At 61.0% G+C, this 26,317-nt stretch carries 21 protein-coding genes; 7 read left to right on the forward strand and 14 right to left on the reverse strand.

Annotated features, from left to right (window positions below):
• Positions 1-6 precede the first annotated feature (6 nt).
• Positions 7-1,473, forward strand: a complete 1,467-nt coding sequence (gene glgA / locus L6963_RS05830) for a glycogen synthase GlgA (RefSeq protein WP_237207184.1) — start codon at positions 7-9, stop codon at positions 1,471-1,473.
• A complete protein-coding gene (gene glgX, locus L6963_RS05835; protein WP_237207183.1) occupies positions 1,470-3,401 on the forward strand; it encodes a glycogen debranching protein GlgX in 1,932 nt (643 codons plus the stop codon). The genes glgA and glgX overlap by 4 nt, the downstream gene beginning before the upstream one ends.
• Before the next feature lie 2 nt (positions 3,402-3,403).
• On the opposite strand, the gene L6963_RS05840 is transcribed toward glgX, so the two are convergent.
• The 9 genes from L6963_RS05840 to map form a co-directional block, all read right to left on the reverse strand.
• Positions 3,404-4,750, reverse strand: coding sequence for a UDP-glucose dehydrogenase family protein (locus L6963_RS05840; protein ID WP_237207182.1), 1,347 nt, complete (start codon positions 4,748-4,750; stop codon positions 3,404-3,406).
• A gap of 20 nt (positions 4,751-4,770) precedes the next feature.
• Positions 4,771-5,865 carry a phosphotransferase family protein gene (locus tag L6963_RS05845; RefSeq protein ID WP_237207181.1) on the reverse strand — a complete coding sequence of 365 codons (1,095 nt, stop codon included), beginning with the start codon at positions 5,863-5,865 and terminating at the stop codon, positions 4,771-4,773.
• Positions 5,862-7,082: a phosphotransferase family protein gene (locus L6963_RS05850; RefSeq protein WP_237207180.1), complete on the reverse strand. Its 1,221-nt coding sequence runs from the start codon at positions 7,080-7,082 to the stop codon at positions 5,862-5,864. Before L6963_RS05850 ends, L6963_RS05845 begins: the two co-directional genes overlap by 4 nt.
• Complete coding sequence (locus L6963_RS05855) at positions 7,082-8,884, reverse strand: ABC transporter ATP-binding protein (protein ID WP_237195358.1); 1,803 nt, start codon at positions 8,882-8,884, stop codon at positions 7,082-7,084. Before L6963_RS05855 ends, L6963_RS05850 begins: the two co-directional genes overlap by 1 nt.
• 1 nt (position 8,885) lies before the next feature.
• Positions 8,886-9,989 carry a glycosyltransferase family 4 protein gene (locus tag L6963_RS05860; protein WP_237205040.1) on the reverse strand — a complete coding sequence of 368 codons (1,104 nt, stop codon included), beginning with the start codon at positions 9,987-9,989 and terminating at the stop codon, positions 8,886-8,888.
• A 2-nt stretch (positions 9,990-9,991) separates the two neighbouring features.
• Positions 9,992-11,215: a glycosyltransferase gene (locus L6963_RS05865; RefSeq protein WP_237205041.1), complete on the reverse strand. Its 1,224-nt coding sequence runs from the start codon at positions 11,213-11,215 to the stop codon at positions 9,992-9,994.
• Positions 11,203-12,420, reverse strand: a complete 1,218-nt coding sequence (locus tag L6963_RS05870) for a glycosyltransferase family protein (RefSeq protein WP_237207179.1) — start codon at positions 12,418-12,420, stop codon at positions 11,203-11,205. Before L6963_RS05870 ends, L6963_RS05865 begins: the two co-directional genes overlap by 13 nt.
• Before the next feature lie 207 nt (positions 12,421-12,627).
• Positions 12,628-13,473, reverse strand: a complete 846-nt coding sequence (gene ppgK, locus L6963_RS05875) for a polyphosphate--glucose phosphotransferase (RefSeq protein ID WP_237207178.1) — start codon at positions 13,471-13,473, stop codon at positions 12,628-12,630.
• Positions 13,474-13,499: 26 nt separating this feature from the next.
• Positions 13,500-14,405, reverse strand: a complete 906-nt coding sequence (gene map, locus L6963_RS05880; RefSeq protein ID WP_237195367.1) for a type I methionyl aminopeptidase — start codon at positions 14,403-14,405, stop codon at positions 13,500-13,502.
• A 123-nt stretch (positions 14,406-14,528) separates the two neighbouring features.
• Between map and L6963_RS05885 the strand changes: the two genes are divergently transcribed.
• On the forward strand, positions 14,529-14,729 hold the full coding sequence (locus tag L6963_RS05885; protein WP_237205042.1) for an SPOR domain-containing protein: 201 nt from the start codon (positions 14,529-14,531) through the stop codon (positions 14,727-14,729).
• 142 nt (positions 14,730-14,871) lie between these two features.
• Here L6963_RS05885 and panB read toward each other — a convergent pair whose 3' ends face one another.
• Complete coding sequence (gene panB / locus L6963_RS05890) at positions 14,872-15,756, reverse strand: 3-methyl-2-oxobutanoate hydroxymethyltransferase (protein WP_237207177.1); 885 nt, start codon at positions 15,754-15,756, stop codon at positions 14,872-14,874.
• Positions 15,757-15,972: 216 nt separating this feature from the next.
• On the opposite strand from panB, the gene glnA (L6963_RS05895) reads away from it, so the two are divergent.
• Both glnA (L6963_RS05895) and L6963_RS05900 read left to right on the forward strand, forming a co-directional pair.
• Complete coding sequence (glnA, locus tag L6963_RS05895) at positions 15,973-17,316, forward strand: type I glutamate--ammonia ligase (protein ID WP_237185416.1); 1,344 nt, start codon at positions 15,973-15,975, stop codon at positions 17,314-17,316.
• A 69-nt stretch (positions 17,317-17,385) separates the two neighbouring features.
• Complete coding sequence (locus L6963_RS05900; RefSeq protein ID WP_272878938.1) at positions 17,386-20,556, forward strand: bifunctional [glutamine synthetase] adenylyltransferase/[glutamine synthetase]-adenylyl-L-tyrosine phosphorylase; 3,171 nt, start codon at positions 17,386-17,388, stop codon at positions 20,554-20,556.
• A gap of 15 nt (positions 20,557-20,571) precedes the next feature.
• Here L6963_RS05900 and budA read toward each other — a convergent pair whose 3' ends face one another.
• Together budA and glnA (L6963_RS05910) are read right to left on the reverse strand one after the other, a co-directional pair.
• Entirely contained in the window at positions 20,572-21,324 is a 753-nt protein-coding gene (budA, locus tag L6963_RS05905) for an acetolactate decarboxylase (RefSeq protein ID WP_237207176.1), read from the reverse strand.
• A 111-nt stretch (positions 21,325-21,435) separates the two neighbouring features.
• Positions 21,436-22,860 carry a type I glutamate--ammonia ligase gene (gene glnA, locus L6963_RS05910; RefSeq protein ID WP_237207175.1) on the reverse strand — a complete coding sequence of 475 codons (1,425 nt, stop codon included), beginning with the start codon at positions 22,858-22,860 and terminating at the stop codon, positions 21,436-21,438.
• A 357-nt stretch (positions 22,861-23,217) separates the two neighbouring features.
• Here glnA (L6963_RS05910) and L6963_RS05915 point away from each other — a divergent pair, with 357 nt between their 5' ends.
• Together L6963_RS05915 and L6963_RS05920 are read left to right on the forward strand one after the other, a co-directional pair.
• On the forward strand, positions 23,218-23,607 hold the full coding sequence (locus L6963_RS05915) for an RDD family protein (protein WP_237185413.1): 390 nt from the start codon (positions 23,218-23,220) through the stop codon (positions 23,605-23,607).
• 12 nt (positions 23,608-23,619) lie between these two features.
• A complete protein-coding gene (locus L6963_RS05920; protein ID WP_237207174.1) occupies positions 23,620-24,321 on the forward strand; it encodes a hypothetical protein in 702 nt (233 codons plus the stop codon).
• Between the two features lie 74 nt (positions 24,322-24,395).
• Here L6963_RS05920 and L6963_RS05925 read toward each other — a convergent pair whose 3' ends face one another.
• Positions 24,396-25,145 carry a DUF4191 domain-containing protein gene (locus L6963_RS05925; RefSeq protein WP_237207173.1) on the reverse strand — a complete coding sequence of 250 codons (750 nt, stop codon included), beginning with the start codon at positions 25,143-25,145 and terminating at the stop codon, positions 24,396-24,398.
• Positions 25,146-25,270: 125 nt separating this feature from the next.
• Complete coding sequence (gene lipA, locus L6963_RS05930) at positions 25,271-26,278, reverse strand: lipoyl synthase (protein ID WP_185173127.1); 1,008 nt, start codon at positions 26,276-26,278, stop codon at positions 25,271-25,273.
• Positions 26,279-26,317 lie beyond the last annotated feature (39 nt).

Below are 26,317 nucleotides of genomic sequence, written 5' to 3' on the forward strand. Positions count from 1 at the left end.
AGAGATATGGCACGACGTGTAAAACGCGTTCTTTCGGTTGCCTCAGAATGTGCCCCACTGATTAAAACGGGGGGTCTTGCCGATGTGGTGGGTGCTCTGCCTGCCGCCCTGGAGCCCTTTGGGTGGAAGAGCAAGGTGCTGCTTCCTGCCTACCCCGGTCTCTTAGAGAGGCTAGGACGCGGCACCCGAGTTTGGCGTGACGAGGACCTTTTCGGCGGGCCCGCTGCCGTCATTCGTGGGACTATCGACGGTCTCAACGTGCTTCTGCTCGATGCGCCCCACCTCTTTAATAGGGACGGAGGCCCGTACTCTGCCGACGGAAGAGACTACCCGGATAACCACGTCCGCTTCGCTGCTCTTTCGTGGGTTGCCTCTCAGATTGCCCAGCACGGTACTAGCGACCGCTGGAAGCCCGATCTGGTGCATGCCCACGACTGGCAGGCAGGGCTAACCCCCTCGTATCTCAAGTATGCCGGTGCGCAGGTACCCACCGTGATGACCGTGCATAACATCGCCTTCCAGGGGGTTGTAGGGGCCGATCAGCTGGACTATCTGCGCCTTCCCACCTGGGATTTCACCCCGGATTCCCTGGAATACCACGGCCTGCTCTCAACCCTGAAGGCGGGCATGGTGCACGCGTCGCGCCTGACGACGGTGAGCCCCAGCTACGCGCAGGAGCTCACATCACCCGACTTCGGCTTCGGCCTTGAGGGAGTTGTGGCAGCGCGTCGCGATCGAGGTGAGCTAGAGGGAATTATCAACGGGGTAGATACCGAGGTGTGGGACCCCGCAACTGACCCGGCTATCGTGCCCTACTCTGCGGCAAACCCTGCAGATAAGAGCGTCAACCGCCAGCGCCTGCTCGAAGAGTTTGAGCTTGAAGCTCCCGCCGGACCACTAGCGGTTGTGGTAACGCGCCTGACCTATCAGAAGGGCATTGATCTGCTCATCGACGCCCTGCCCGGCTTCCTCGATCGGGGAGGGGCGGTAGCTATTCTCGGGTCGGGCGATGCCCACTACGAGTACGAGCTCACCCAACTAGCTGCCCGCTATCCGGGTGCTGTGGGCGTCCGCCTGGGCTACGATGAGGGGCTGAGCCACCGCATGTACGCCGGTGGCGACGTGGTACTTGTACCGTCCCGTTTTGAGCCCAGCGGGCTGACCCAGATGTACGGCATGCGTTACGGAGCTGTTCCGGTCGTGGCTGCCACAGGTGGGCTTCGCGATACGGTCACTGATGCCACCCCAGAAAACCTTGAGAGCGGCTCTGCCACCGGCTTTACCTTTGGTGATACCCGCCTGGGCGGAGTCATCGATGCCGGCGCGCTCAGCTTTGCCCTGGGGCGCGCCCTTGACCTCTATCAGGACGAGGACGCCTGGCGAAAGCTTTGTCACACAGCGATGAGCACCACGGTCAGCTGGGAGAAATCAGCGGCCGAGTACGCAAGGATGTTTGATACTCTCATTGAATGAGAATTGAAGTATGGGCACCCGGAGCAAACCGGGTCTGGCTCTGTCTTTTCGATAACCAGAATCACGAAACCCGCCACGAGCTCACCAGCAAAGATGGCGAACACTGGGTAGGCGATATCGCCGGTGTGCAACCGGGAGACCGCTACGGTTTCCGCGCCACCGGCGATTCGCCTGCTTTTGTAGAAGAGAAACTACTCATTAACCCCGCAGCGCGGCTGCTCGAGTCACCGCTGCGCTGGGACCCCCTCATGAGCGCGGCCACCCCAGGTGATAGCGCACCGGTCGTCCCCAAGGGCATCGTGCTTGATGATAACCCGCAGGGCCCGGATCCTGCGACTAACCGACCGGCCGTCCCCTGGGATGAGACCGTCATCTACGAGGCCCACGTTAAGGGTCTTACCCAGCTGCACCCCGATATTGACCCAGATGTGCGCGGCAGCTATGCCGCTCTTGCAGACCCGGCCATCATTCAGCACCTGCGCTTACTGGGAGTTACCACTCTTGAACTGCTGCCGGTGCAGGCCTTTATCGATGACCAGCACCTGGTTCAGCGAGATCTCACCAACTACTGGGGCTATCAGCCCATCGGTTTTTCTGCCCTTGAGCCGCGGTACGCTTCCAAACGACAGGCTCCCGGGCAAAGCGACGGTGAACGAGCCGACGCCGAATTCCGAGCAGCCGTGCACGCTCTGCACGAGCAGGGCATCGAAGTAATTCTCGATGTGGTCTTCAACCACAGCGGTGAAGGCGGTGACGAGGGCCCGGCACTGTCTATGAGGGGTCTCAACGACGCTGGCTACTATCTGCGCAACACCGACGGCGGCTACACCAACGATACGGGGACCGGCAACACCCTGGCCGTCCGCAACCCCAACGTCCTGCGTCTGGTGCTTGACTCCCTCCGTCATTTCGCTACCCGCTACGGTGTCGATGGCTTCCGTTTTGACCTCGCAGCCACCCTGGGTCGCACTGAGGCAGGGTTCAGCGCGCAAGCAGCCTTCTTTCAGGCCATCAGCCAGGACCCGGTGCTGCGGTCGCTAAAGATGATTGCCGAGCCCTGGGATATTGGTCCCGGTGGCTACCAGCTGGGTCACTTCCCCCACCCCTGGCGCGAGTGGAACGATGCCTTCCGTGACGGCGTACGCCGCGCCTGGCGCAACGATACCGATACCATCGGTTCGCTGGCGTCAGCGCTCTTAGGTACCGCCAGCCGCTTTGACCACAGTGGTCGCCCGGCAACCGCCTCCATCAATTTCCTCACCGCCCACGATGGGTTTACTCTGCGCGATCTCGTAAGCTTTGCCCACAAGCATAACGAGGCGAATGGGGAAGATAACCGGGACGGGCACAACGATAACCACAGCGACAACCTGGGTGTAGAGGGGGCAACCGATGACCCCGCTATCCTCGGTCGTCGCGACCGGCGTGTGAGGGCTATGCTGGCAACCCTGATGCTGTCTCAGGGTGTACCGATGATGCTGGCAGGCGACGAGCTGGGCAACAGCCAGCAGGGTAATAATAACGCCTACTGCCAGGACAACGAGATTGCCTGGTTGGACTGGCAGCAGGCAGATACTGACCTCACCTCCTATGTCTCCTCCCTGGTTGAGCTGCGCCGCAGGTTCAGCCAGCTACGCCAGAACGCTTTCTTGCACGATGATCGGGTGAGCTGGTGGCGTGCTGACGGTAGCCCCGTAGAGGGAACTGACTGGCACAGCGAGGGGTTCAACTGCCTCCAGATGATGGTGGGAGATGACGACTCAGGTTATCTGCTGATGGTTTTCAACCTTGGAGACCAGAGCGACCTTGTGCTGCCTGAACACCCTCAGGGCCAGGAATGGCACCTAGAACTCACGTCAGATCCTGAAAGTGAGCTGCCTCTGGGTGCCCAGACAGTTAAGGTCTTCTCAGCTAAGACCGAGGGGTAGCACTACCGACCCAAGCCTGCGTAGTCCCAGCCCGCTGCCAGCCAGGCGTCCTTATCCAGGGCGTTACGGCCGTCAATAATGCGGGGGCGCTCAACCAGCGACGCTACGTGGGCAGGGTCGAGCTCTACAAAGGTTTGCCATTCGGTCAGAAGCAGTACCAGCTGGGCACCTGCTAGAGCCTGTTCTGGATCCTGTACACAGGTGAGCTGGGGGTAACGGGCGGCAACGCCGGGCAGGGCCTCGGGGTCGCTGATGGTCACAGCGGCACCGGCATCTGCCAGGCGTAGGGCGACCTCCAGGGCCGGGGAGTCGCGGATATCGTCGCTGTTGGGCTTGAAAGCAGCACCTAGAACGGTGATGCGGGCTCCCTCAATCTCTCCACCGAAGGCCTTAAGAGACTCGGTGACGACCCTGTCGCGGCGGCGCTGGTTGATGGCATCGATATCTCTGAGGAAGCTCACTGCATCTTCAACTCCCAACTCTTCGGCCCGGGCCATGAAAGCCCGGATATCCTTGGGCAGGCAGCCGCCGCCAAAGCCCACACCGGCGCGCAGGAACTTGTTGCCAATGCGCTCGTCGTAGCCAATTGCGTGGGCTAGCTCGGTCACATCGCCGCCGGTAGCTTCGCAGAGCTCGGCCATGGCGTTGATGAAGGAAATCTTGGTGGCAAGGAAGGAGTTAGCCGCTACTTTGACCAGTTCAGCGGTGGGGTAGTTGGTTTTGATCTGGGGGATTCCCTCGGCCAGTAGCGGTGCGTAGACAGCATCGAGCGCCTTTGCCCCGGCCTGGGCTGCCCGGGGTTCTGCGGGCAGGCCGTAGACCAGGCGGTCGGGGTGCAGGGTATCTTGTACTGCAAAGCCCTCGCGCAAGAATTCGGGGTTCCAGAGCAGTACGGCTCCTGCCTGCTCGGCGCGCTCAGCTAGGCGGCTGGCGGTGCCCACAGGAACGGTAGATTTGCCGACGATGACGGTGGCAGGACGCCCGGGCGTAGCCGCAGCTTTCTTCCCGGCGGGGATTGCCTCCAGGATCATGTCGAGGGCTGATTCAACGTAGGTGAGGTTAGCTGCCTTACCTGAATCGGACTGGGGAGTGCCCACAGCGATAAAGTGAACATCAACATCGGCAAGGGTATCACTGGCTGGCGCAAGCTGGAAGCTGAGTTTGCCAGCGTCGAGGGAGGAACGCAGAAGCTGGGGGAATCCCGGCTCGAAGAAGGGAGCCTGACCCGCTGAGAGGGTTTCGATTTTGTGGGGGTCAACATCGATGCCGATGGTCTGGTGACCCAGGTGGGCCATTGCTGCTGCGTGCACGGCGCCGAGGTAGCCGCAGCCGATGACAGAAATTTTCATGGTGTGTTTCCTTTGAGTCTTTAGAGGTGGTTGAGCGAGTGGTCGATCCAGGTTTCTAACCAGCGGTGGGCGGAGGGCCTAAAGCTGTAGACGCAGGCGATGCGGGTGCGGGCAGCCTGTCTGTAGAGATCGAGGCGTTGGGGGCTGATCCCGCTATCGGTGCCTAGAGTTTCGAGGAGTTGAATGACAATCTGGGAGAAGTCCTGCGGGTAGATACCCTGAACTGCCCGCAGCTCCAGGTGGGCCAGGAGGTTTCCCATGTCGAGGGCTGCTTCACCGTAGGCAGCCGTATCGAGATCAATCAGTGCCAGTGAGGTGCCATCCCACAGCAGCTGCTTGTCGTGAAGGTCGCGGTGCAGAAGAACGTAGTCGTCCTCAGCCCCTGAGGCTAGGTCTGCGATGAGACGGTCGATGTATTCGAGCAGGAGCTGCCCCGAGGCGAGGGAAGCAAAAGCCCCAAAGCTATCTACCTGCTCCTTCCACTGGGCTAGTACCTGCGCTTCTTGACCACTGCCGTGCACGGCCGGGCTGAAGCTGCCGGAGCTAGCCGGGAGCATCTGGCTACCCCGATAAGCTTGCGCCCCCAACGCCAAGAATTCTGGCCAGATCTCGGTAAACCTGACCCAGGCGTCCTGCCCTTGATCTGCCCAGTCGAACAGAGACTTGCCCGGCAGGAGGGAAAAATCTAGGCGACCGGTGCTGGTAGCAGCTACCCGAGCCACAGAAAAACCGCTGGAAGCTGCCAACCTGCCGACCGCTTCAGTGGCCGTTGCAACGTGGGAAACCTTTGAGGGCTTGAGGTGTTTGGTGACCTTCTGCGGGTGCCGCACCACTGCCCGTTTACCTGCCCGGTGAACCAGTAGCTTGGCGTCAGGAGCCGAGCTATCTGCGGCAAGCTCTGGCAGCTTCGGGTCGGTGCCGGCGGGGGAGAGCAGAGTGAGCTTACCGGTAGCGTCGATTGTTCCGGCTCTGAGCTCACCGGTACGGGTATCGGTGATTTCAAGCGTTAAACTGCCCGCCTTACCCGGCCAGGCTCGCCTGATGGTCTGCTCCGGCGGCAGTAGATCGCCCGCTGCCGCGGAGAACATCCGTGAAAATGCCGGGGAATGTTTCATAGCAGGTTCTCGATTCGTGCCAGGTTACGGGCTATCTCTTTACGCCAGGTGGGGCTAGCCCGCCTCAGCGGTTCAACCACTTTCAGGGCAAGCGCATGGGCGCTTCCCAGGAGCAAATCTTCGGGCAAGATCCTTGCCCCACCGGCTGCCCGGTAACCCTCTAAAAAGGCGGCGGCAGCCTGCGGGGAACTGGTAGAGCAGTAGGAGCCCACGTCCAGGGCCGCGGGCCCCATATGAGACCGGTCAAAATCTGTCAGCCACAGCTGATTCCCCTCGTCAGTAATGACCTGGTCGGGTGAGGCATCCCCGTGCAGCAAAACCAACGGACCAGCAACCGGCGGAAGAGCCCTAGCTAGGCGCCGACACCTGCCCGCAAGCTCCGCATCAAGAGACTCTAAGACCGCAGCATGTACCGACAGCTGCCGAGACCCGCTGCTGCCAGCGTCAGCTGAAGGGGCTTTCTCCTCCAGCGCTCGCATGAGGGTAGCGGGCAGAGTAAGGACGCTGGCGTGGAGCTTGGCAAAGAGTTCACCAGCAGCCGCTGCCTGCTGCTCGGTCTGTGCCTCTGAGAGGTCACGAGTACCCACAAACTCAAGGGCAGGTAGGCCGGTATCGGTAGCCGGTTCCAACAGGGGAGGCACCGGCAGGTGCTTTCCCACAAACCGGTGAATCGCGGTATCGGGGGCCCCACCACCGGCTAGCACCCGCTCCACCCGGCGTCCGCGCAGCACAACCAGGCGGCGGGCAGGGTTATAGCGCAGGACGCTCGGGCTCGGCTGGTCAGTACCGGTGAGAGGCTTGAGGGCACCGGTTGACTGGAGAACATCCATGAGCTTGGGGTCAGAGAGAACCGAACCGAACTGCACTACCGAACCGGCTTCAAAGCCACGGGCCTGGGCTGTACCCGCTTCGTGAGCTGATACCGGGTAATACCCCGGAGCCAGTTGCGGCAGGGCCGGGCTCACCGGCGCGTCAAGCCCCAGCGCCCGTGCCTTGAGCTCATGGCGGGCAGCCTTCTTGGCACCTGCTGGCCACATCACCCGTAACCATCCCGGGGCGTCCTCACCGTTAGTGCCAGTGCCCTGAAAGCCCACCAGCAGGGAGGTACCCGGCTTAATGCGCACAGACCTGGCCTCAACCGGGCGACCCACCCGGTCACTGAGCCAACCGGGCTCAAGAACCGCGTTAAGAGCAGCAGACGTCGTTGAAACAACCATTAGGCACCTCCCAGCCGAATCTCGTTATGGTCCTTTTCTCCAGCCGAGACCCAGGTGCGGAAGACCTTGCTGGTCTTGAGCAACTCAGCCGGCGAGCCATCGAGCTGCACCTTGCCGTTCTCAAGCCAGACCACGCGGTCAGCACGCAGGGCAACCTCGGTATCGTGGGTGACCGCCAGGGTGGTCTTGCCGTCCACGAGCTGCTCAATAGCGTCCATCACCAGCCCCGCAGACTCGGGGTCAAGGCCGGTGGTTGCCTCATCGAGCACCACAATCGGTGTATCGCGCAGCAAAGCCCGCGCAATGGCGATACGCTGCCGCTGACCGCCCGACAGGGTACCGCCGCGCTCGCCGACCATGGTGTCGTAACCATCGGGTAGCTTCTCGATAAAGGGAGCGGCGTGGGCAGCGCGGGCAGCTGCCTCAATTTCCTCGTCGGTAGCATCGAACCGGCCGTAGCGGATGTTGTCACGGATACTGGCGGTAAAGAGCACAGCCTCCTGATGGAGCAGGGAAATATTGGCGCGAAGCTCCTCAATATCGGTGGTGGCAACAGTCGTCTGATCGATGCTGACGGTACCCCAGACCGGGTCCTGGGACCGGCCCAGCAGGGACACCAGGGTGGACTTGCCGGCACCCGAAGGCCCAATCACAGCCACAAATTCACCCGGCTCCACCGTCAGATTCAGGCCGCGCAGCACGGGGTTGCCCTCGTACTCGGTGTATACGTCGTGAAAGACCAGGCGACCTGTTACCTCGCCCAGAGGCTCAGGTGTCTCAAGCTGGGCGAGGTCGTTTTCCACGTCCATAAGGTCAGCGACGCGCTCGCCGCTTGCCGTAGCGCGGGCGATTCGGCCGGTGTATTTTGCCATATCGCGCAGGGGCTTCATGGTGGTTTTGAGGTAGGTGGTAAAGAGCACCAGATCCCCGATGGTCATGTGGTTTTCCATGACGCGCCAGGCGCCGCCCACCATCACGGCAGCGGTTGCAATCCCCACGATCACGTCGGTTCCGCGCTCCAGTCGCGCAGCCAGGCGGCGGGAGCGGACCCCGTCCTTCAAAGACTTCTTATTGGCCACCACGAAGCGCTGGCCGATGTGCTCCTGCAGACTGTAGGCCTGGACCACCTTAATGGAGGAAAGTGACTCCTGGGCGGTATTTGCTAGCTGGCCTTCTGCCTTGCGGGTGCGGCGGGAGGCTTGAGTGATCTTGCGGGCGGTGCCGCGGGAGATCAGCGGGAAGACGATGAGGGCTACGACCACGACCAGGGAGAGCACCGGGTCAATGACCATCATGACGATGAGCATGACGACCAAGGTGAGCATGTTAGCCATCAGAGGCAGACCTGCGGTGACCGCTACTTCTTGCAGCTTGGCTACGTCACCCACGATGCGCTGGACGGTATCTGCCGAGCGGTTGCGGGCGTGGAAGCCCTGGTGCAGGTCTTGTACGTGGTTGAAAACCCGGGCCCGCAACAGGGTCGAGGCACGGGAACCGACCAGGGTGAAGGCTACCGTAGCAAGGTAGTTGGTAAAGGCACGGAGCGCCACGATGAGGATCAGGACGAGGCCGCACCATAGGATGAGGGACCAGGACGCGGCGGGCCCGCTTTGCTGGGCACCCAGGCTCACCGACAGGGCGTCAACCACAAATTTGAGCGGCCAGGGTTCAAGCACACGAAAGGCAACCTCAAGAAGCAGGGCTAAAGTGCCACCTGCTGCCAGGGTTTTCTGCGGCTTTATATCGGGGCCGATCAGTTCAAGGGTGCGGCGCAGGGCCTTTTTCTGTATGCGTTTAGCCATCCTAGTACCCCGCCAGGCTCATGATGCGGGTGACGGCCTGCTCCCAGGAGTGCTTCTGAACAGCCAGTTCGCGGGCCCGTTTGCCGTAGCTGGCGCGGAGCTGATGATCGGCTGCCAGCTCATCGATAGCGCGGGCCAGGGCTTGCGGGTCAGAGCCGGGAACCAAGGTGCCTGCCCCCTCAATGGTTTCAGGGATCTGGCCGATACCCGTTGCTACCACGGGCAGACCGGCAGCCAGGTACTCATAGACTTTTAGAGGTGAAAAGTAGTGCTCGCTATTGTCTGAGGGAGCAGGGTAGGGGGCAACGCCGATCGCTGAGCCTGCAATGGCTGCGGGCATCTCTTCGGGGGCAATGGCACCGGCGAAATCTACCTCTAAGCCAAGCTGGGCTGCCTGGTTTTCAAGAGCTTCACGCTCGGGCCCGTCACCGAGGATGCGCAGTCTCCAGGGTTCCTTGGCCAGGGTAGCAGCCGCAATCAGGTCTGAGACGCCGTGCCAGGGCTTGAGGGTGCCCACGAAGGTGACAATCACGCCCCGGTCGCTTTCGGGAGCGGGGGTAATACGGCTGATGCTTACGCCGTTGGGCACAGTGGTTACCTGCGCTCCGGGCACCTTCTGCTCTGCCCATGAGCGCACCTGATCCGAGACAGCGATCACAGCTGAGGCTGCTCTTACCTGACGCGCTAGTGCATCGTGGGCCTGGTCTTCGTGGACGAGCACGCGGTGGGTCTTTTGCTCTTCGATCAGGGGAGCATTGACCTCCAGTACACCGGGCAGGCCGCTGTCGGCCAGGACCGTGGAGAAGAGGGAATAACGCTCGTAGACAAAGTCGGCACCCCACTCCTGGAGATCTGCCACCATGTGCGCTGCTACCTGCTGCTGGGCAATTTCGCGCTCACCGGCGTCCTTACTCTCAATGCGGTAGAGCTCAAGGGGCACACCAGCCAAATCCACGGGAACCTGCTTGCCGCTACGGGTAGCAAAAATTTTGACCTCGTGGCCACGGCCCAGTAGCTCGCGCACAACTTCCTGAATATGGACTGAAGCCCCCTTGCTACCAAAAACGGGAATGCCCGGGTCAACACAAACATAGGCAATACGCATGATTATTTCTTTCCTTCTCGATTAGAGGGCTGGTTCAAAGCAGCCAGGGCCCGGGCCTGGGAGCGGCTATCGAAAGACTGCTCGATGAGTGCGCGGGCGGCACGGGACAGCGCCAGGGTATCGACCTGACCGGTTGCTACCGCCTCGAGAGCATCAGCCAGGCCGGTAATATCTTTGGGTTCCAGTAGCAGACCGGTTTCGCGGTCGTGAACGACCTCAGGCAGACCGGTCACGCTGGTGGCAATGACCGGCGCACCGCTTGCCATGGCTTCAAGGACGACGGTGGGCAACCCGTCCATGTTGCCGTCGGCTGCCGGGATGCAGGGGGCCGCGAAGACATGGGCGTCGGCCAGCAGTGCGCAAACCTCCTGCTGGGTGAGGGGACCGGGGAAGGTAACCCTATCGCCCAGCTCTAGCTCAGCCACCTGCTGCTTGAGGGCAGGGGTCAGCTCGCCTGACCCACCCAGGGTGAGGCGGACGTCCACACCCCGCTCAACGGTGAGTTTGAGGGCGTCTAGCAGCTCGGCAAACCCCTTTTTCGTAACGTGCCTGCCGACCGCAACCACCTGCAGAGGCTGGCCGGGCTGGGGCTGAGGGGGAGTGGAGTAGGGAAAGCGGTCAAGTTCTAGAGCGTTGTACTGCAGCACGACGTTAGCGCCGGTACCTTCTAGCACCCGGTTGAGGTACCGCTGGTTGTAGCGGGAGATAGCGATCGTGTGCTGGGCATCGCCACAAATCCGGCGAAGCCAGCCCATATCAACCGACTCATGGAAAATATCTTTAGCGTGGGTTGTTACCGTGTAGGGAATACCGGTGAGCTGGTGGGCAACCCAGGCCATGCGCCCGGCCAAAGACGCAAAGTGGGCATGAAGGTGGGTAATGCCGTCCTGCTGGATGCGCTGGGCCAGCGTCACGCCCTGTAGCACGTCTGAGGCAGAAAGTTCTAGCAGCTGGGGGAGAATACGGCCAAAGCGCTCACGCATTGCTGCGGTGGGAAGGGAATGGGCGATTTGCTCCCAGAACCTAGCTGACTGGCTAGCACGCGGAATCCAGGCAACAGGTGCTTGAACCCGGGCCAGTTCGGGGTGAAAACGGGTGTCGGTGGTGGGGCGAAGAGCGTAAATATTCAGGTCTTCACCGGCAGCTTCACGCGCTAGAATTTCGGTCACCACAAAGGTCTCAGAAAACCTGGGGTAGACCTTGAGCACATAACCTATGCGGGGCATGAGTCCTCCTGAACCGGGGTAGGGCGGTGGCTACCCACCACAATTTCTGCAACAAGGGTGGCGGTGCGCCACAGGCCATCACGTTCAATATGGGTACGATCTACCCGGCGGTGAACCGCCTGCTCCAGCCAATCTTCGGCGGTAGTGACGGTTAGGTCTTGAGCGCGGCAGTAATCAACCACGCCGTGAGCGTACATAGCCTGAGCCCTAATTAGCTGCTCAGTGCGCGGGGTTTCTCGAGGAACAATCAGTGCCGGGGTGCTCGAAGCAAGCACTTCATTGGTGGTGTTATACCCGCCCATGCAGACCACAGCAGCTGCCTGCTCGATATAGTGACTCAGCCCGGGCAGAGAATGCAGAACCCTGGTTCCTGGAGCCGCTAACTGCACCAGGTGATCAAAAGTCTCGGTAGCTAGCTGAGGGCCGGTTATAACCAGATGCTCGAACCCTTCGGGAACGCTTGCCCGCACGAGAGTCTCGAGCAGAGCTGCGCCGTCCTCCCCTCCACCGGCAGTGGTCAGGATAAAAGGCATTGCATGTTCAAGGGGCTGGGTGGGCTCTGCCTCACCCCTACCAAGAGCCAGGTAACCGGTGAATTTAGCCTTATCTGCGAGTTCTTCCGGTATCTCTCCAGCTTCAACCGGGTTATGCACCGAGGGGTCCCCATAAATCCAGAGGGAGTCGATCACCGACCGAAGATCAGCAGGGTCACCGTTTTTATACCACTCAGCATGGGCTACCTGCGGGGCATCAAGCACCTCACGAAGACCTAGCACCACGTGTGCAAAGGGGTTACGCTCGCGCAGCGCCGCCAGCGGCTGCTGCAACTCACGCATCACCCCAAAAATATGCCGGTCAATGATCACTACATCGGGGTTGAAGCTCAAGAGCGAGGCATGTAGCAGCTGGGAACGCAGCTCGACCAGCAGGGAGGTAGGAGCGCCAAGAGAACGAGAAGCATACTCGCCCTGAGCCTTGCGAATACTGGGAATAAAGACCCAATCAAAACCGGCAGGAAGCGGAAATACACTGGCCTGGGGTAGACCTGATACCAGTAGACCAGCTACCGGCCGGCCGGTGAGCTCAGGGACGGTCCGGGCAATATGGTGGGCAATCGCTAGGTTGCGGCGCACATGCCCCAGCCCCTGTGAATCGTGGCTGTAGAGCACAACGCGCACCGGTTCGTTGGTGTGGGTGTGGTGCATGACCTGTGTTTCTTACGAAAGCCGAGCCCGCAAAAGCCCGGTTGATGAATGATTATCTAAGAAACTTTACGGAGCTTTCATTAAGAGAATATGAAAAAACGTTCACACCAACAAAAAAGGGGACACAAGGACGCCGCCTACCCACTTTCTCTGCCCTCGGGCAAGGAAGGTGAGCAGGCGGCGTCCTGCTAACTGAATGCTGGGGCTTTAGCCCTGAGCGGCGGCGCGGCGCTCGTGTTCGCTGGGGTGGCCAGCTGCCCACAGGGCAGCGCCCACAATGCCAGCGTTGTTCCGCAGCTGGGCCATGACCATGGGGGTGCGGATTTCATCCTCAAAGTAGGGCATGAACTTCTCGGGGTTCTTCGAGATGCCACCGCCGATGATGAACAGGTCGGGGGAGAAGAGGAACTCCACGTGGGAGAAGTAGCGCTGCAGACGCTTACCGTACTTCTTCCAGGACAGCTCGTGAATTTCACGGGCACGGGCTGATGCACGAGATTCGGCGTTGTGGCCGTCAATCTCAAGGTGACCCAGCTCGGTGTTCGGAATCAGCTGGCCGTTGATGATGAGGGCTGAACCGATACCGGTGCCCAGGGTAATCACGGCAATCAGGCCGTCCTTATCCTTACCCTGGCCGTAGGTAGCCTCGGCCAGGCCGGCAGCGTCCGCGTCGTTCAGGGCGTAGACGGTACGGCCGCCCAGGGCCTTGCTCATGATGCCCTCAAGGTCAGCGCCAATCCAGGACTCGTGCACATTCGCAGCAGAAAGGGTAACACCGTTCTTCACGATGGCGGGGAAGTCGATACCGATAGCCGCATCGGGCAGGGGAGCAAGCTCACGGCCCTGCAGCTCATCAACGATTTCACGGACCACAGATGCGCAGGCCTCGGGGGTGGCAGGCTGCGGGGTGGGGATGCGGAAGCGCTCGCCCACCAGCTGGCCGGTGCGGATATCAACGATACCGCCCTTCATGCCGGTGCCTCCGATATCGATACCGATAACCAGGTCAGCTGCGGTAGGTGCCGGGACCTCGGGGGTGACTGCGTCAGTCATGAGCGCTCCTTTGAGAGTGATGGTGTTTAGGGCAGGGTAAGGATGTCCACGCCGTCGGCGGTGACAACCATGGTGTGTTCAAACTGGGCGGTACGCTTGCGATCGCGGGTGACGACGGTCCAGTCGTCCTCCCACATATCCCATTCGATGGTGCCCAGGGTGAGCATGGGTTCGATGGTGAAAATCATGCCCTCTTCGATGACGGTGTTGTAGGCAGGGGCCGCATCGTAGTGGGGGATAATCAGGCCGGAGTGGAATTCACGGCCCACACCGTGACCGGTAAAGTCACGCACCACGCCGTAGCCAAAGCGGGCGGCGTACTTTTCGATGACGCGCCCGATGACGTTGATTTCGCGGCCGGGGCGTACCGCCTTCATGGCGCGGTTTAGGGCCTCTTCGGTGCGCTCAACCAGCAGGCGGGACTCTTCATCCACATCCCCAACGAGCAGGGTGCGGTTGGTGTCACCGTGCATATCGTGCAGGTAGGCGGTTACGTCGAGGTTGAGAATATCGCCGTCTTCAAGCACGGTGGAGTCGGGGATACCGTGGCAGATGACCTCGTTCAGCGAGGTGCACACGCTCTTGGTGAAGCCGCGGTAGTCAACGGTTGAGGGGTAGGCCCCGTGGTCGCAGATGTATTCGTGCACCAAGACGTCGATGTCGTTGGTGGTGGTGCCGGGAACAGCGATCTTTTCAGCTTCAACAATGGCTCCGGCGGCAATTTTGCCGGCCGCCCGCACCTTTTCTACTTCTTCGGGGGTGTAGAAGTTTGAGCCCTGACCCTCATTGGCTTCGGGCTTGCCCACGTATTCGGGGCGGACGATGTGCGCCGGTACCGGGCGCATGGGGGCTACAACGCCGGGTGTCAGGTTACCCACGGGGGCTTTACCCGGCTCAGCGGGGAGGTTGTGGCTGTTAGATGATGTCGACATGCCTTCTAGCTTATCCGCTACGCACCGGCTGGCCCGCCTAGGAGCGTTGCCAAAAGCTGTATCTTTTGCCTAACCGGGCGTAGAGTGGTGTGTGCAACATCAATCAACTACAAAGGAGACCCTGTGTCACTGAACGACTACACCCCCGGCCCCCACGACACCCAGTACTGGTACAACCTGAGCACCGGCCAGGTCGAAGAGGGCCAGCAGTCCAAAATCACCGAGCTCTGGGGCCCCTTCAGTACCCGTGAAGAAGCAGAGCATGCCATGGAGAAGGCGAAAAAGCGCAACGAAGAATGGGACGAGGGCAAGGACGCCTGGTAGAGCTCAGTAACGCTGACTCCGGTTCGCGCTCGCTGCCGACCCTCTCACGGGTTCGCTGGCGCTCACACGTGATTCACGCCAGCCCCGAGCCAGCAGCTTCGCTGCGAACCCGAGCCAACTCTACTTACTTCACCATTGCTGGTTACTGATCAAACCGATGCTCCGCCGCCGGGTAGGCTCCTGAGCGCACGTCTGCCCGGTAGGCGCTTGCTCCCTCAAAGAGGGTGTCGTAGAGGTTGGCGTACTGCTTGACGAAGCGGGCCATCTTGCCCTGACGTAGGCCGAAGGCGTCCTGCCAGACCAGTACCTGCCCGCTGACGTCCGCGCCCGCCCCGATACCGATGATGGGGATGCGCACTGAGGCGTCGATGTCGGCGGAAACATCGGAGCGGGTCATTTCCATGAGCAGGCAGAAGGCACCGGCTTCTTCGAGGGCCAGGGCTGTGTCTTTGAGGGCCTGACCGCCGTCGCGGCCCTGCACCCGGTAGCCGCCGAGGGCATGTTCAGACTGGGGCGTGAAGCCGATGTGAGCCATCACGGGTATGCCCGCTGCAACCATGGCGCGCACGTGGTCTACGTGGTGGGCGGTGGCTTCCATCTTGACAGCGTGCGCTCCGCCTTCTTTCATGAAGCGCACAGCGGTTGCCACGGCCTGGGCGGGGGATTGCTCGTAGGAGCCAAAGGGCAGGTCAGCGACGACCATAGCCCGCTTGGCTGCGGTAGAAACAGCTTTAACCAGTGGAATCATCTCATCAACGGTAATGGTGAGGGTTGATTCGTGCCCCAGCACATTGTTGCCCGCAGAGTCACCAATGAGCAGCAGTTCGATACCGGCCCGGTCGAAGATGGTGGCGGTCAGGGCATCGTAGCTGGTGAGCATGGCGAACTTTTCACCGGCGTCCTTGGCCTGCTGCAGGTGCACGGTGCGCACCTTTTTAACGGCGAGGACGCTTGCCTCAGCGTCCTGAGGGGTGTTGGCGGGGGTGGGGGTTGAGGACCCGTAGGGTGCTGTTTCTTCGTTGAGCATGCTTTAACTCTAGTAGCCTGCAGGCGCACCGCAACCGGAGCGGGCCCGCTTTATCTCAGTCGGTGAAAGAAATGTTTAAAACACGTTACTGTTACCGGGGTCAGAGCGTGCCAGGTGGGCACGCAAGGCGGTTACGTTCTAGAGTTGATGCTAAGGATTCGTTTGCCCGCCCACCGGGGTGCGGGCACCACCTTTAGACATGAACGGATAGGTTACATGGATCGTCAGCAAGAATTCGTTTTGCGCACCATCGAAGAGCGCAACGTGCGTTTCGTCCGCCTCTGGTTTACCGATGTGGTGGGCCAGCTTAAGTCTGTTGCTATTGCACCGGCTGAAGTTGAGAGCGCCTTTGACGAGGGCATCGGTTTTGACGGTTCATCGATTGAAGGTCTGTCCCGCGTCTACGAGTCAGATATGCTGCTGCAGCCTGATCCCTCCACCTTCCAGGTGCTGCCCTGGCGCGGGGATGAAGAGCCGACCTCCCGCATGTTCTGCGATATTCTCACCCCCGACGGGGAGCCCAGCGCCTCAGATACCCGCGGCGTGCTCAAGAACGTTCTCTCTAAGGCAGCGGGTATGGGCTTTACCTGCTACACCTCACCCGAAATTGAGTTTTACCTGCTCAAGTCAAAGGAACTGGGCCCCAGCGGCTTCCCCGAACCGGTCGACTCCGAAAGCTACTTTGACCACACTCCCGGCGGCGTGGTGCAGGACTTCCGCCGCAAGGCAGTGACCACCCTGGAAGAAATCGGCATCTCGGTGGAGTTCTCCCACCACGAGACCGGCCCCGGCCAGAACGAAATCGACCTGCGTCACGCCGATGCCCTGCAGACCGCCGATAACATCATGAGCTTCCGCACCGTGATCAAGGAAGTCGCCCTCTCCCAGGGTATCTACGCCACCTTCATGCCCAAGCCCTTCACCGAGCACGCAGGCTCCGGTATGCACACCCACTTCTCCCTCTTCGAGGGCGACACCAACGCCTTCTTTGAGGCAGGGGCTGAGTACCAGCTCTCCCGCACCGCCAAGCACTTTATTGCCGGCGTCCTGCGCCACGCTCCCGAGTTCACCTCGGTCACCAACCAGTTCGTCAACTCCTACAAGCGCCTGTGGGGCGGCGGCGAGGCCCCCTCCTACGTCTCCTGGGGTCACAACAACCGCTCCGCCCTGGTGCGGGTTCCCCTCTACAAGCCCAACAAGATGCAGTCAGCCCGCATGGAGTACCGCGGCATCGACTCAGCTGCCAACCCCTACCTGGCCTACGCCGTCATCCTGGCAGCTGGCCTCAAGGGCATCGAAAACGAGTACGAGCTGCCCAGCGCCGCCGTCACCGAAGACATCTCGGCGATGACCAGTGCAGAACGCCGCGCCATGGGCTACCACGCCCTGCCGTCCTCTCTCCACGACGCCATCCACCGTACCGAAGAATCAGAGTTCATGGCCGAAACCCTCGGCGAGCAGGTCTTTGAGCAGTTCCTGCGCAACAAGCGCCGCGACTGGAACGCCTTCCGCGCCGAAGTAACCCCCTACGAACTCAAGAACAATCTCGGTATCCTCTAGTGCCCGTATGCAGGCGCAACACCACAGGCGGTGTTGCGCCTGCTGTAATTAATACCCAAGGAGACAGCGGTGACCCAGACCCCGCAGAACGAAACCCCCGAAGAAGCCGCCCGCCGCGCCGAAGAAGAACGCAAGGCCCAGGTGCGTCTGCTGAGCGAGATGGCATCGCTGGGGTTCTACGATGCGGCTAAAAGCGCCCGCTGGCTCAACTCCCGGGAGCTAGAAGGCCTAGACCGCGCCAAACTGTTTGAGGGCCTGCGTCTAGCCCCTTCTCCCGATATCGCGCTTCCTGCCCTGGTTAGACTCATTGAACGTGCCCCCAAGGTGGCGCAGCTAGCTGCGCGGGGAGCGGACGCCGAGGCCCTCTACCGCTTACTGGGCGGCTCCGAGGCGCTGGGGGAGTTCTTGGTTCGCCACCCCGAGCACGCAGACCTGCTAGAGATTGACCCTAGGGCTTTTGACGGCCAAGATTTTCCCGTCTCGCTGCTGCCCGAGACCGACGAAGAATACCTCGCCCCTATCGCTCCGCTCGATACCGTCTACCGCCGCGACCTGCTAACGGCTGTGGGAGCCGACCCGGCTGCGTCCGCCCCGGTCGCCCAGCTCACCGGCAAAGAAGCCTACACCGCCCTACGCGTTGCATACCGCCGTCACCTGACCGAACTCGCGATCTACGACCTCACCAGCTTCGCACCGGTACAGTTCATGCCCACCGTTGGCCGTCTTCTGGCAGACCTGGCCGCAGCCGCCCTCGAAGGGGCCCTGGCAATTGCCCGCGCCGAAGTAGCCCAGAACCGCAGTGAACAGACCGTAGCCGCTGTAGAACTTGCCATTATCGGCATGGGTAAATGCGGCGCCCGCGAACTCAACTACATTTCAGACGTCGATGTGGTCTACGCTGTCGCCCATAAGCCCCTGGCCGACCTGCCCGAAGATTTTGCCCCCCTCGATGAAAATACCCTGACCCAGATCGGTACCGAGCTGGTCATGGCCCTCTCCAAGGCCATCATGGCCCCGGCCCCCGAACCCGCCCTTTGGGAGGTCGACGCCAACCTGCGCCCCGAAGGTAAGGACGGCGCCCTGGTACGCACCGTAGAGTCCTACACCACCTACTACAAGCGGTGGGCCGAAAACTGGGAATTCCAGGCCCTGCTCAAAGCCCGCCCCATCGCAGGTACCCCCGAACTGGGCGTCCGCTGGGCCCGAGCCATGCGCCCCTTCATCTGGGAATCTGCCGCCCGCGATTCCTTTGTAGAGTCAGTGCAGGCCATGCGTCAACGCGTCACCGACAACATCCCTGCCGCCGACATCGACCGACAAATCAAACTCGGCCCCGGAGGCCTACGCGACGTAGAATTCACCGTTCAGCTTCTGCAGCTCGTGCACGGCCGCACCGATGAGAGCGTCCGCACCCAGAGCACCACCGACTCCATCGCGGCCCTCGCAAAAGCCAGCTACATCGGCCGCAAGGACGCCCACGACTTCGCAGATAACTACGCGACCCTGCGTGTGATGGAGCACCGCATCCAGCTGCTCTACATGCGCCGTACCCACCTGATGCCGGTCAAAGAAAACGACCGGCGCTCGCTAGCGCGCGCCATGAATTCCCCCCTGGCCCCCACCCAGCTGACCGAGCCAGAGATGCTCAAACAGTGGGCCGGTATCAAACGCGCCGTGAAATCCCTGCACGAGCGCCTCTTCTTCCGTCCGCTGCTAGCCGCCGTTGCCCACCTCTCCAAGGACGAAGTGGCCCTCACCCCGCAGGCAGCGCAAGACCGCCTGGCAGCCCTGGGCTACAAGGACCCCCGCCGCGCCATGGGCCACATCGAAGCCCTCACCAAGGGCCTCCGCCGTTCAGCCGAAATCCAGCGCACCCTCATGCCCGTGCTTCTCGGCTGGTTCGCCAAGGGCGTGGACCCGGACGCCGGCCTGCTCGGCTTCCGCCGCATCAGCGAGTCCCTGGGCGGCACCCCCTGGTACCTGCGAATGCTCCGCGACTCACCGGCCGCAGCAGAGCGCCTCTGCACCCTGCTGGCGTCCTCCCGCTTCATCACCGACCTGCTCGAAGACACCCCCGAACCTATCGCCTGGCTCGACCGCACCGAAGACCTCAAACCCCGCGCCACCGACGTCATCATCGGCGAACTACGCTCCCAGCTCACCCGCCACACCGACTCACCCGAAGCAATCCGTGCCGTCCGCATGGTGCGCCGCCGCGAAATTCTCCGCCTCGCCATGGGCGAAGCGCTCGGCATCAACAGCAACGCAGAAGTAGCCCACGGCCTATCCGACATCGACCGAGGCGCCATCCAGTCGGCTCTTGCCATCGCCGAACGAGAAACCTACATCGATGGCCGTACCCCACTCACCGACGTAGCGGTCATCGCCATGGGCCGCCAGGGCGGGGCCGAAATCGGCTACGGCTCAGACTCCGACCTCATGTACGTGCACATACCGCGCGACGGGGCCGACGAAAAAGCCGCCCAAACCGAAGCCACCGACCTGATCAACCGCATGGTCGCCCTGCTCAAACAACCCACCACCCCGCCGATCCGCGCCGAAAAAGTGCTCGAAATCGACGCTGACCTGCGCCCCGAAGGCAAGGCAGGCGCCATGGTGCGCTCGCTGGAATCCTTCCGCGAATACTACGAGCGCTGGGCCGATACCTGGGAGTTCCAGGCCCTGCTGCGGGCCCGCCCCTTCGCGGGCTCCGAATACGTAGGGGCAGCTTTTATTGAGCTCATCGACCCCTACCGGTACCCCACCACCTTCCCCGCCGAGAAGGTCACCGAAATCCGCCGTATGAAAGCTCGGGTCGAAACCGAACGCATGCCCCGCGGGGCCGATAAGACCCGCCAGCTCAAACTGGGCAGAGGCGGGCTGACGGACGTCGAGTGGCTGGTCCAGCTCCTACAGCTGCAGCACGCCCACCGGGTCGAGGGCATGCGCACCACCTCCACCCTCAAGGCCCTGGACGCCGCCGTGCAGGCAGAGCTGGTCGATGAAAGGGACGCCACCCTGCTCTCATCAGCCTGGAAACTGGCCTCCAAGATACGCGGCCTGAACGTGCTCCGTACCGGCCGCGCCTCGGATACCCTGACGACCACCCGCTCAGACCTTGAAGCTATCGCCCGCTGGTGCGGGTATGCCCCCCACTCAGCGCGCGTCCTCGAAGATGACTACCTGCGCATCACCCGCCAGGCCCGGGCTGTCTACGAAAAGCTGTTCTACCCGGGGTAAAGATTAGCCGTTTACCTAGTGCTTCTCAGCCTTGGAAATCTGGTCTGCCAGGTCTTCGGGTGATAGGTCTGCGTTCGAGAATGCTTCGTTGAGGGGCAGGCGTAGGCGCAGGCCGGTGCCGGGGCAGATTTCCACGTGGGCGCTGCGCAGTTTGAAGTCGACCACGTGCCCGCCGCGGGTGCGCTCGTCGTCGATGAAGTGGGCGTGGCAGCCGGGAACACCGATACCCTGCTCGTAGATGGGGGTGCGGAAGCCCACGATGGTGCCGGGCACATTGTCGAACTGGACAATGTCTTCACCCTCTACTGCGTCCACCATCTTGGGGTAGGGCTTCTCCTGCTTCTTGACCGTGCGGGTGCGTACCCACTCGAAGTCGCCCACGATCTTGATGGCGTACATGTAGTTATCTGACAGGGTGAAGTTATCCAGCACCTGGCTGGCTGAGGTGCGCAGCAAGTTGGTGGGGAGTTCGCGCTTGATGGCGGGCACGAAGTTGGTGATGACGGCGAAGGGGGTCTTCTGGTCGAGCGAGGCGAGCGAGATGGAACCGTCGTAGCGCATCTGGTAGCAGGTGCCGTCGAGCACGATCATTTCCCCGTCGAGGCCGTCGAAGGTGCCCACGCCGAAGTTTCCGTGACCCAGGAGTTCGCCGATGGTCATATCACCGTCATAAATCCCGTCCAGTAGCTGGCTCATGAGCCCAGTCTGAAAAACTTCGTTGCGGTAGATGGTGCTGCGGCCTTCGAGAATGGAGCTTTGGGGGCTCATGGGTCTCTCCTTGAGTAAGCGGGGGTGGTGCGCAAAAGCCGCGCTGCGGCGTCCTTTCTGAGGCGGACGCCTAAGCGCGGCTTTGTGCTCGTAATTTCAGTTTACTAGGGCTTAGACGCCGTAGTACATCTGGTATTCGAGGGGGTGGGGGACCAGCAGCAGGGGAGCGAGCTCGTTGCTGCGCTTGTAGTCGATCCAGGCTGAGATGAGGTCTTCGGTGAAGACGTCGCCTGCCAGCAGGAAGTCGTGGTCCTTTTCGAGGGCGTCAAGGGCTTCTTCAAGGTTGGCGGGTGCCTTCTTGATGTCTGCTGCTTCTTCGGCGGGCAGCTCGTAGAGGTCCTTGTCGATGGGTGCAGGGGGTTCGATGCGGTTGCGGATGCCGTCCAGACCTGCCATGAGCTGGGCTGCGAAAGCCAGGTAGGGGTTGGAGGAGGGGTCGGGTGCGCGGAACTCGAGGCGCTTTGCCTTGGGGTTGGTGCCGGTAATGGGGATGCGGATACCTGCAGAGCGGTTGCCCTGGGAGTAGACCATGTTGATGGGGGCTTCGTAACCGGGAACCAGGCGCTTGTAGGAGTTGACGGTGGGGTTGGTGAAGGCCAGAACTGATGAGGAGTGCTCAATCAGACCGCCGATGTACCAGCGGGCGACGTCTGAGAGGCCTGCGTAGCCGCGCTCGTCGTAGAAGAGGGGCTCGCCGTCCTGCCAGAGTGACTGGTGGCAGTGCATGCCTGAGCCGTTGTCGCCGAAGACGGGCTTGGGCATGAAGGTGACGGTCTTGCCCCACTGGTCAGCGGTGTTCTTGATGACGTACTTGAACTTGAGCAGGTCGTCTGCTGCCTGGGTGAGGGTGGAGAACTTGTAGTTGATCTCAGCCTGGCCGGGGGCGCCTACTTCGTGGTGGGAGCGCTCTACTTCGAGGCCTACCTCGTCGAGGGCTACGCACATGGCGTCACGCAGGTCAGCCTGCTTGTCGACGGGGGAGACGGGGAAGTAGCCGCCCTTGGTGAGGGTCTTGTTACCGAGGTTGCCGCCCTCTTCCTTGCGGCCGGAGTTCCAGGGAGCTTCGTCGGAGTCGATCTTGAAGAAGACTGACTGGGGGGAGACTTCGTGCTGGACGTTTTCGAAGACGAAGAATTCTGCTTCGGATGCGAAGAAGGCGGTGTCGGCGATGCCGGTTGACTTCAGGTACTCTTCGGCACGTTCTGCTACGCCGCGGGGGTCGCGGTGGTAGGACTCGCCGGTGCGGGGGTTGACGATGGAGCCGGTAACAACCAGGGTCTTCTCAAGGCGGAAGGGGTCTACGTAGCAGCTGGTGACATCGGGAATCAGCTGCATATCTGATTCGGCGATGCCCTGGAAGCCGCGGATAGAGGAACCGTCAAACATCTGACCGTTGATGAAGAAGTCTTCGTCGATAGCCTTAGCGGGCAGGTTGAAGTGCTGCTGTACGCCGGGCAGGTCACAGAAGCGGATATCAACGAACTTGACGTCTTCGTTCTTGATGAAGTCGAGGACTTCCTGTGCGGTAGTGAACATGGTCGTTTGTTCTCCTTGAGTTGTTTTCGACCCATGGGTGCCCGGTTGGGTGGGCTCCCTCGCTGTTGTTTCTAGCCTAGGGTGTATTTTTTGCCCTAAAGTATCGCTTTTGTTTCGCGTGTGTAACGTACCGGCGCTTGAGTTGCGTTGGTGTTACGTGGGTTTGGGTGGCTAGGTTCCCCTTTTCTAGTGTAGGTGGTTTGGGGCCGGGTTTCTCAGAGGGTAGGACGCCTGCGCCCGGTTTTCTTGGGCGGAAAGGGGGTAATAGCCGGTAAGGTTAGTTGGGTGGTTACGAGAAGAGATTTAGGTTCTTGGATAGAGGGGGCTCCTACCGACCAGGAGTACCCCGGGCAGAATATGGGCAGGCCGCGGTCGGGGCGGGGTGCTATTGCTCGCCCGGTGCGCCGTTTGCTGGCCTTTTGGATTGACTGGCTGCTCATTGAGGGCATGTTTTTTGTGCTGGGGCAGACGGTTTTTCCGGGCGTGAATACCGCTGTGCTTGATGTTGCCCAGCTGGTTATTTTCTGGCTCTATATGGTTGCTGCCGTCGGTTTTATGGGGCATACGGTGGGGCATTTTGCTCTCGGTATGCAGGTACAGCGACTTGATGGTAAGCCCGCTGGCTGGCTGACCGCTCTGATTCGCCAGTCTATGGTCATGCTGGTGCTACCTGTTGTCATTATGGATGCCGACCAGCGCGGCCTGCACGACCGGGCTCGCCACACTATTTTGGTGATGATTCGATAAATGAAAGACGATATGACGAACCCTACCGGCGAAGAGCCGCCGAAAGAGAACGACCCGGCGCTGCCGTCCTTTCTGATCCAGCCCAGGCCAATCGACAAGATCTTGCTGAGCCTGCTCGCCTTCATGACCATTTTTTCGATGGTCATGATTCCCCTGCGACCTAATCTGCTGGTCAACGCGCCCTGGCTGGTTTCTTTGCTGACCGGTTCGGGGCTGGGGCTGCTGATTACCGCTGCCCAGAATCAGGGAGCTGCCCTCATGCTGGCAGCCCTGACCGCAGCTGCTGCCGCCAGCCACATCAAGTTCATGGCGGTCTACTTCTTTATGGGGAAGCACTGGGGGCAGGACTTCATCACCTGGCTGTTCGCTAACCACACCCCCCTGTGGTGGCGCAAACTTGAGGGTTTTGTTGAGAAGCACCTCTTTCTGAGTCTGCTGCTGGGTTTTATCCCTTTCTCACCGATTCCGGCGACGATTCTGGTGGCTATCGCCGGTATCCGTAAACTCAAGGGCTGGGTTATCGGTCTCTACATCTACCTGCTAGCAATCGGCAATAAGCTCTTTTACCTCTACCTGGGGCTGCGTTTCGGCGAGGGCATCCAGCCCACCCTCGAGACCATCGACCGCTACATGATGCAGATAACCCTGGCACTGATCGCCTACGTTTTCATCATGAACTGGTGGCGCGGTTCAAAGAAGAAGCCCGTGCAGTAAAAGCCTGTACGCATCAAGAAGGGGCCCGCTCAACATCTGTTGAGCGGGCCCCTTCTTGATGGGAAACCTGCGGCTTAGCGCATGCCTCGACGGTCGGGGCGCATACGCATGGGGTCAATACCCTTAGGAATAGCGTTCAGCATGTTGTTGTGCTTCGAGAGTGAATCAATGCGGTTAGCTACCTGGTGCATTTCCTGCTGGGTGAGCTTCTTGGGCAGCTTGTTCATGGTCTTGGTGAGCTGCTTGAGTTCAACCTGGCCGTCAGCGTGCCCGGTGTTGATGACGGTTACGGGAACGGTCGGTACGATCTTGGAGTACTTGAGCTTTTCCTTCTGGACCAGACCGTTGACGCGGCCGGTAGGGCCTTCGGTGACCAGGACGATGCCGGGGCGGCCGATGGCGCGGAAGACGACGTCCTGGGACTTGTTAGCGGCAACGGGCTGCTGCTCGAAAATCCAACCGCGGCGCAGGGTTGAAAGAGCTGCACCGGAGCGACCGGGCTGGCCTTCCAGCTGGGCGAAAGCTGCCTTTTCTGCCCGGCGGGAGAGCACCATGACAGAGAAAAGAATGCCCAGGGGGATACCGATGAGAAGGAAGGTAATCCAGTTGTTGAGCAGCAGGCCGATCAGCAGGAAGACCAGGACGGTGCCAAAGAAGACCAGAGCAAGAATCCAGGGGATGTTGGGGTCCTGCTCGCGGGTCATAGCATAGACCTGCTTCATCTGAGCAAACATGCCGGGGCCGCGCTTGGCGCGGCGCTCTTCGCGAGCCTTCTTCTTTTCTTCGCGGGTCTGTGTGCGGGTGCTGCCACGGGATTCAGCCACTGTGTTTCCTTCGTGAGTCGATTCTGGGCGGGCGGGTGCGATACGCGCCCTAACTTACCCATTCTATACGGCAAGCGCCCACCGATGAAACCGGTGGGCGCTTGAAACCCTAGGGGGTAGCGTCCTTAGGCCCCTGCTGCTACCAGGGAGCTAGCCTCCTGCATAGCAAAGCCTGAATCGTCGATATGCGACAGGTGCTCAGGGATTTCGCGCCCCTGCTTCTTCATGGCACGGGCCCAGAGCTTACCTGCACGGTAGGACGAGCGCACCATGGGACCTGCCATTACACCGGCAAAGCCAATCTCTTCGGCCATCTTTGAGAGCTCAACGAACTCGGCGGGCTTGACCCAACGCTCGATGGGATGGAAGAGGGGGCCCGGGCGCAGGTACTGGGTGAGGGTAATCAGGTCGCAGCCGGCATCGTGCAGATCGCAGAGGGCCTCGTAGACCTCTTCGTTGGTTTCACCCATGCCCAGGATCAGGTTGGACTTGGTAATCAGACCGGCTTCCTTGCCCTGGGTGATGACGTCCAGGGAGCGCTCGTAGCGGAAGGCGGGGCGAATCTGACGGAAGATACGCGGGACGGTCTCAAGGTTGTGGGCGAAGACCTCGGGGGCTGCATCGATGACCTGCTGCACGTCCTCTTCCTTACCCTTGAAGTCGGGGATCAGGATTTCGACGCCGGTGTTGGGGGAAACGCGGTGAATCTGGCGGATGGTTTCGGCATAAAGCCAGGCGCCGCCGTCCTCAAGATCGTCACGGGCTACACCGGTGACGGTGGCGTAGCGCAGGCCCATCTTCTTGACGTTGAGGGCCACCTTAAGGGGCTCGGTGCGGTCAATAGCAACGGGCTTACCGGTGTCGATCATGCAGAAGTCGCAGCGACGGGTGCACTCTGAACCGCCAATCAGGTAGGTTGCTTCGCGGTCTTCCCAGCACTCGTAGATGTTGGGGCAGCCGGCCTCTTCACACACGGTGTGAAGGCCAGAGCCTCGGGCTAGATCAACCATTTCTTTGTATTCGGGGCCAACCTTGGCCTTGGTTTTGATCCATGAGGGCTTCTTCTCGATGGGGACCTCTGCATTGCGGGCTTCAACGCGAAGTAGCTTGCGGCCTTCTGGCTGGGCGCTCATGAGGTGGGGTTCTCCTTTGGTGGTAAACCTGTGGTGGGT

Source organism: Rothia nasimurium (genome assembly GCF_928392795.1).
Classification (GTDB): Bacteria; Actinomycetota; Actinomycetes; order Actinomycetales; family Micrococcaceae; genus Rothia; species Rothia nasimurium_F.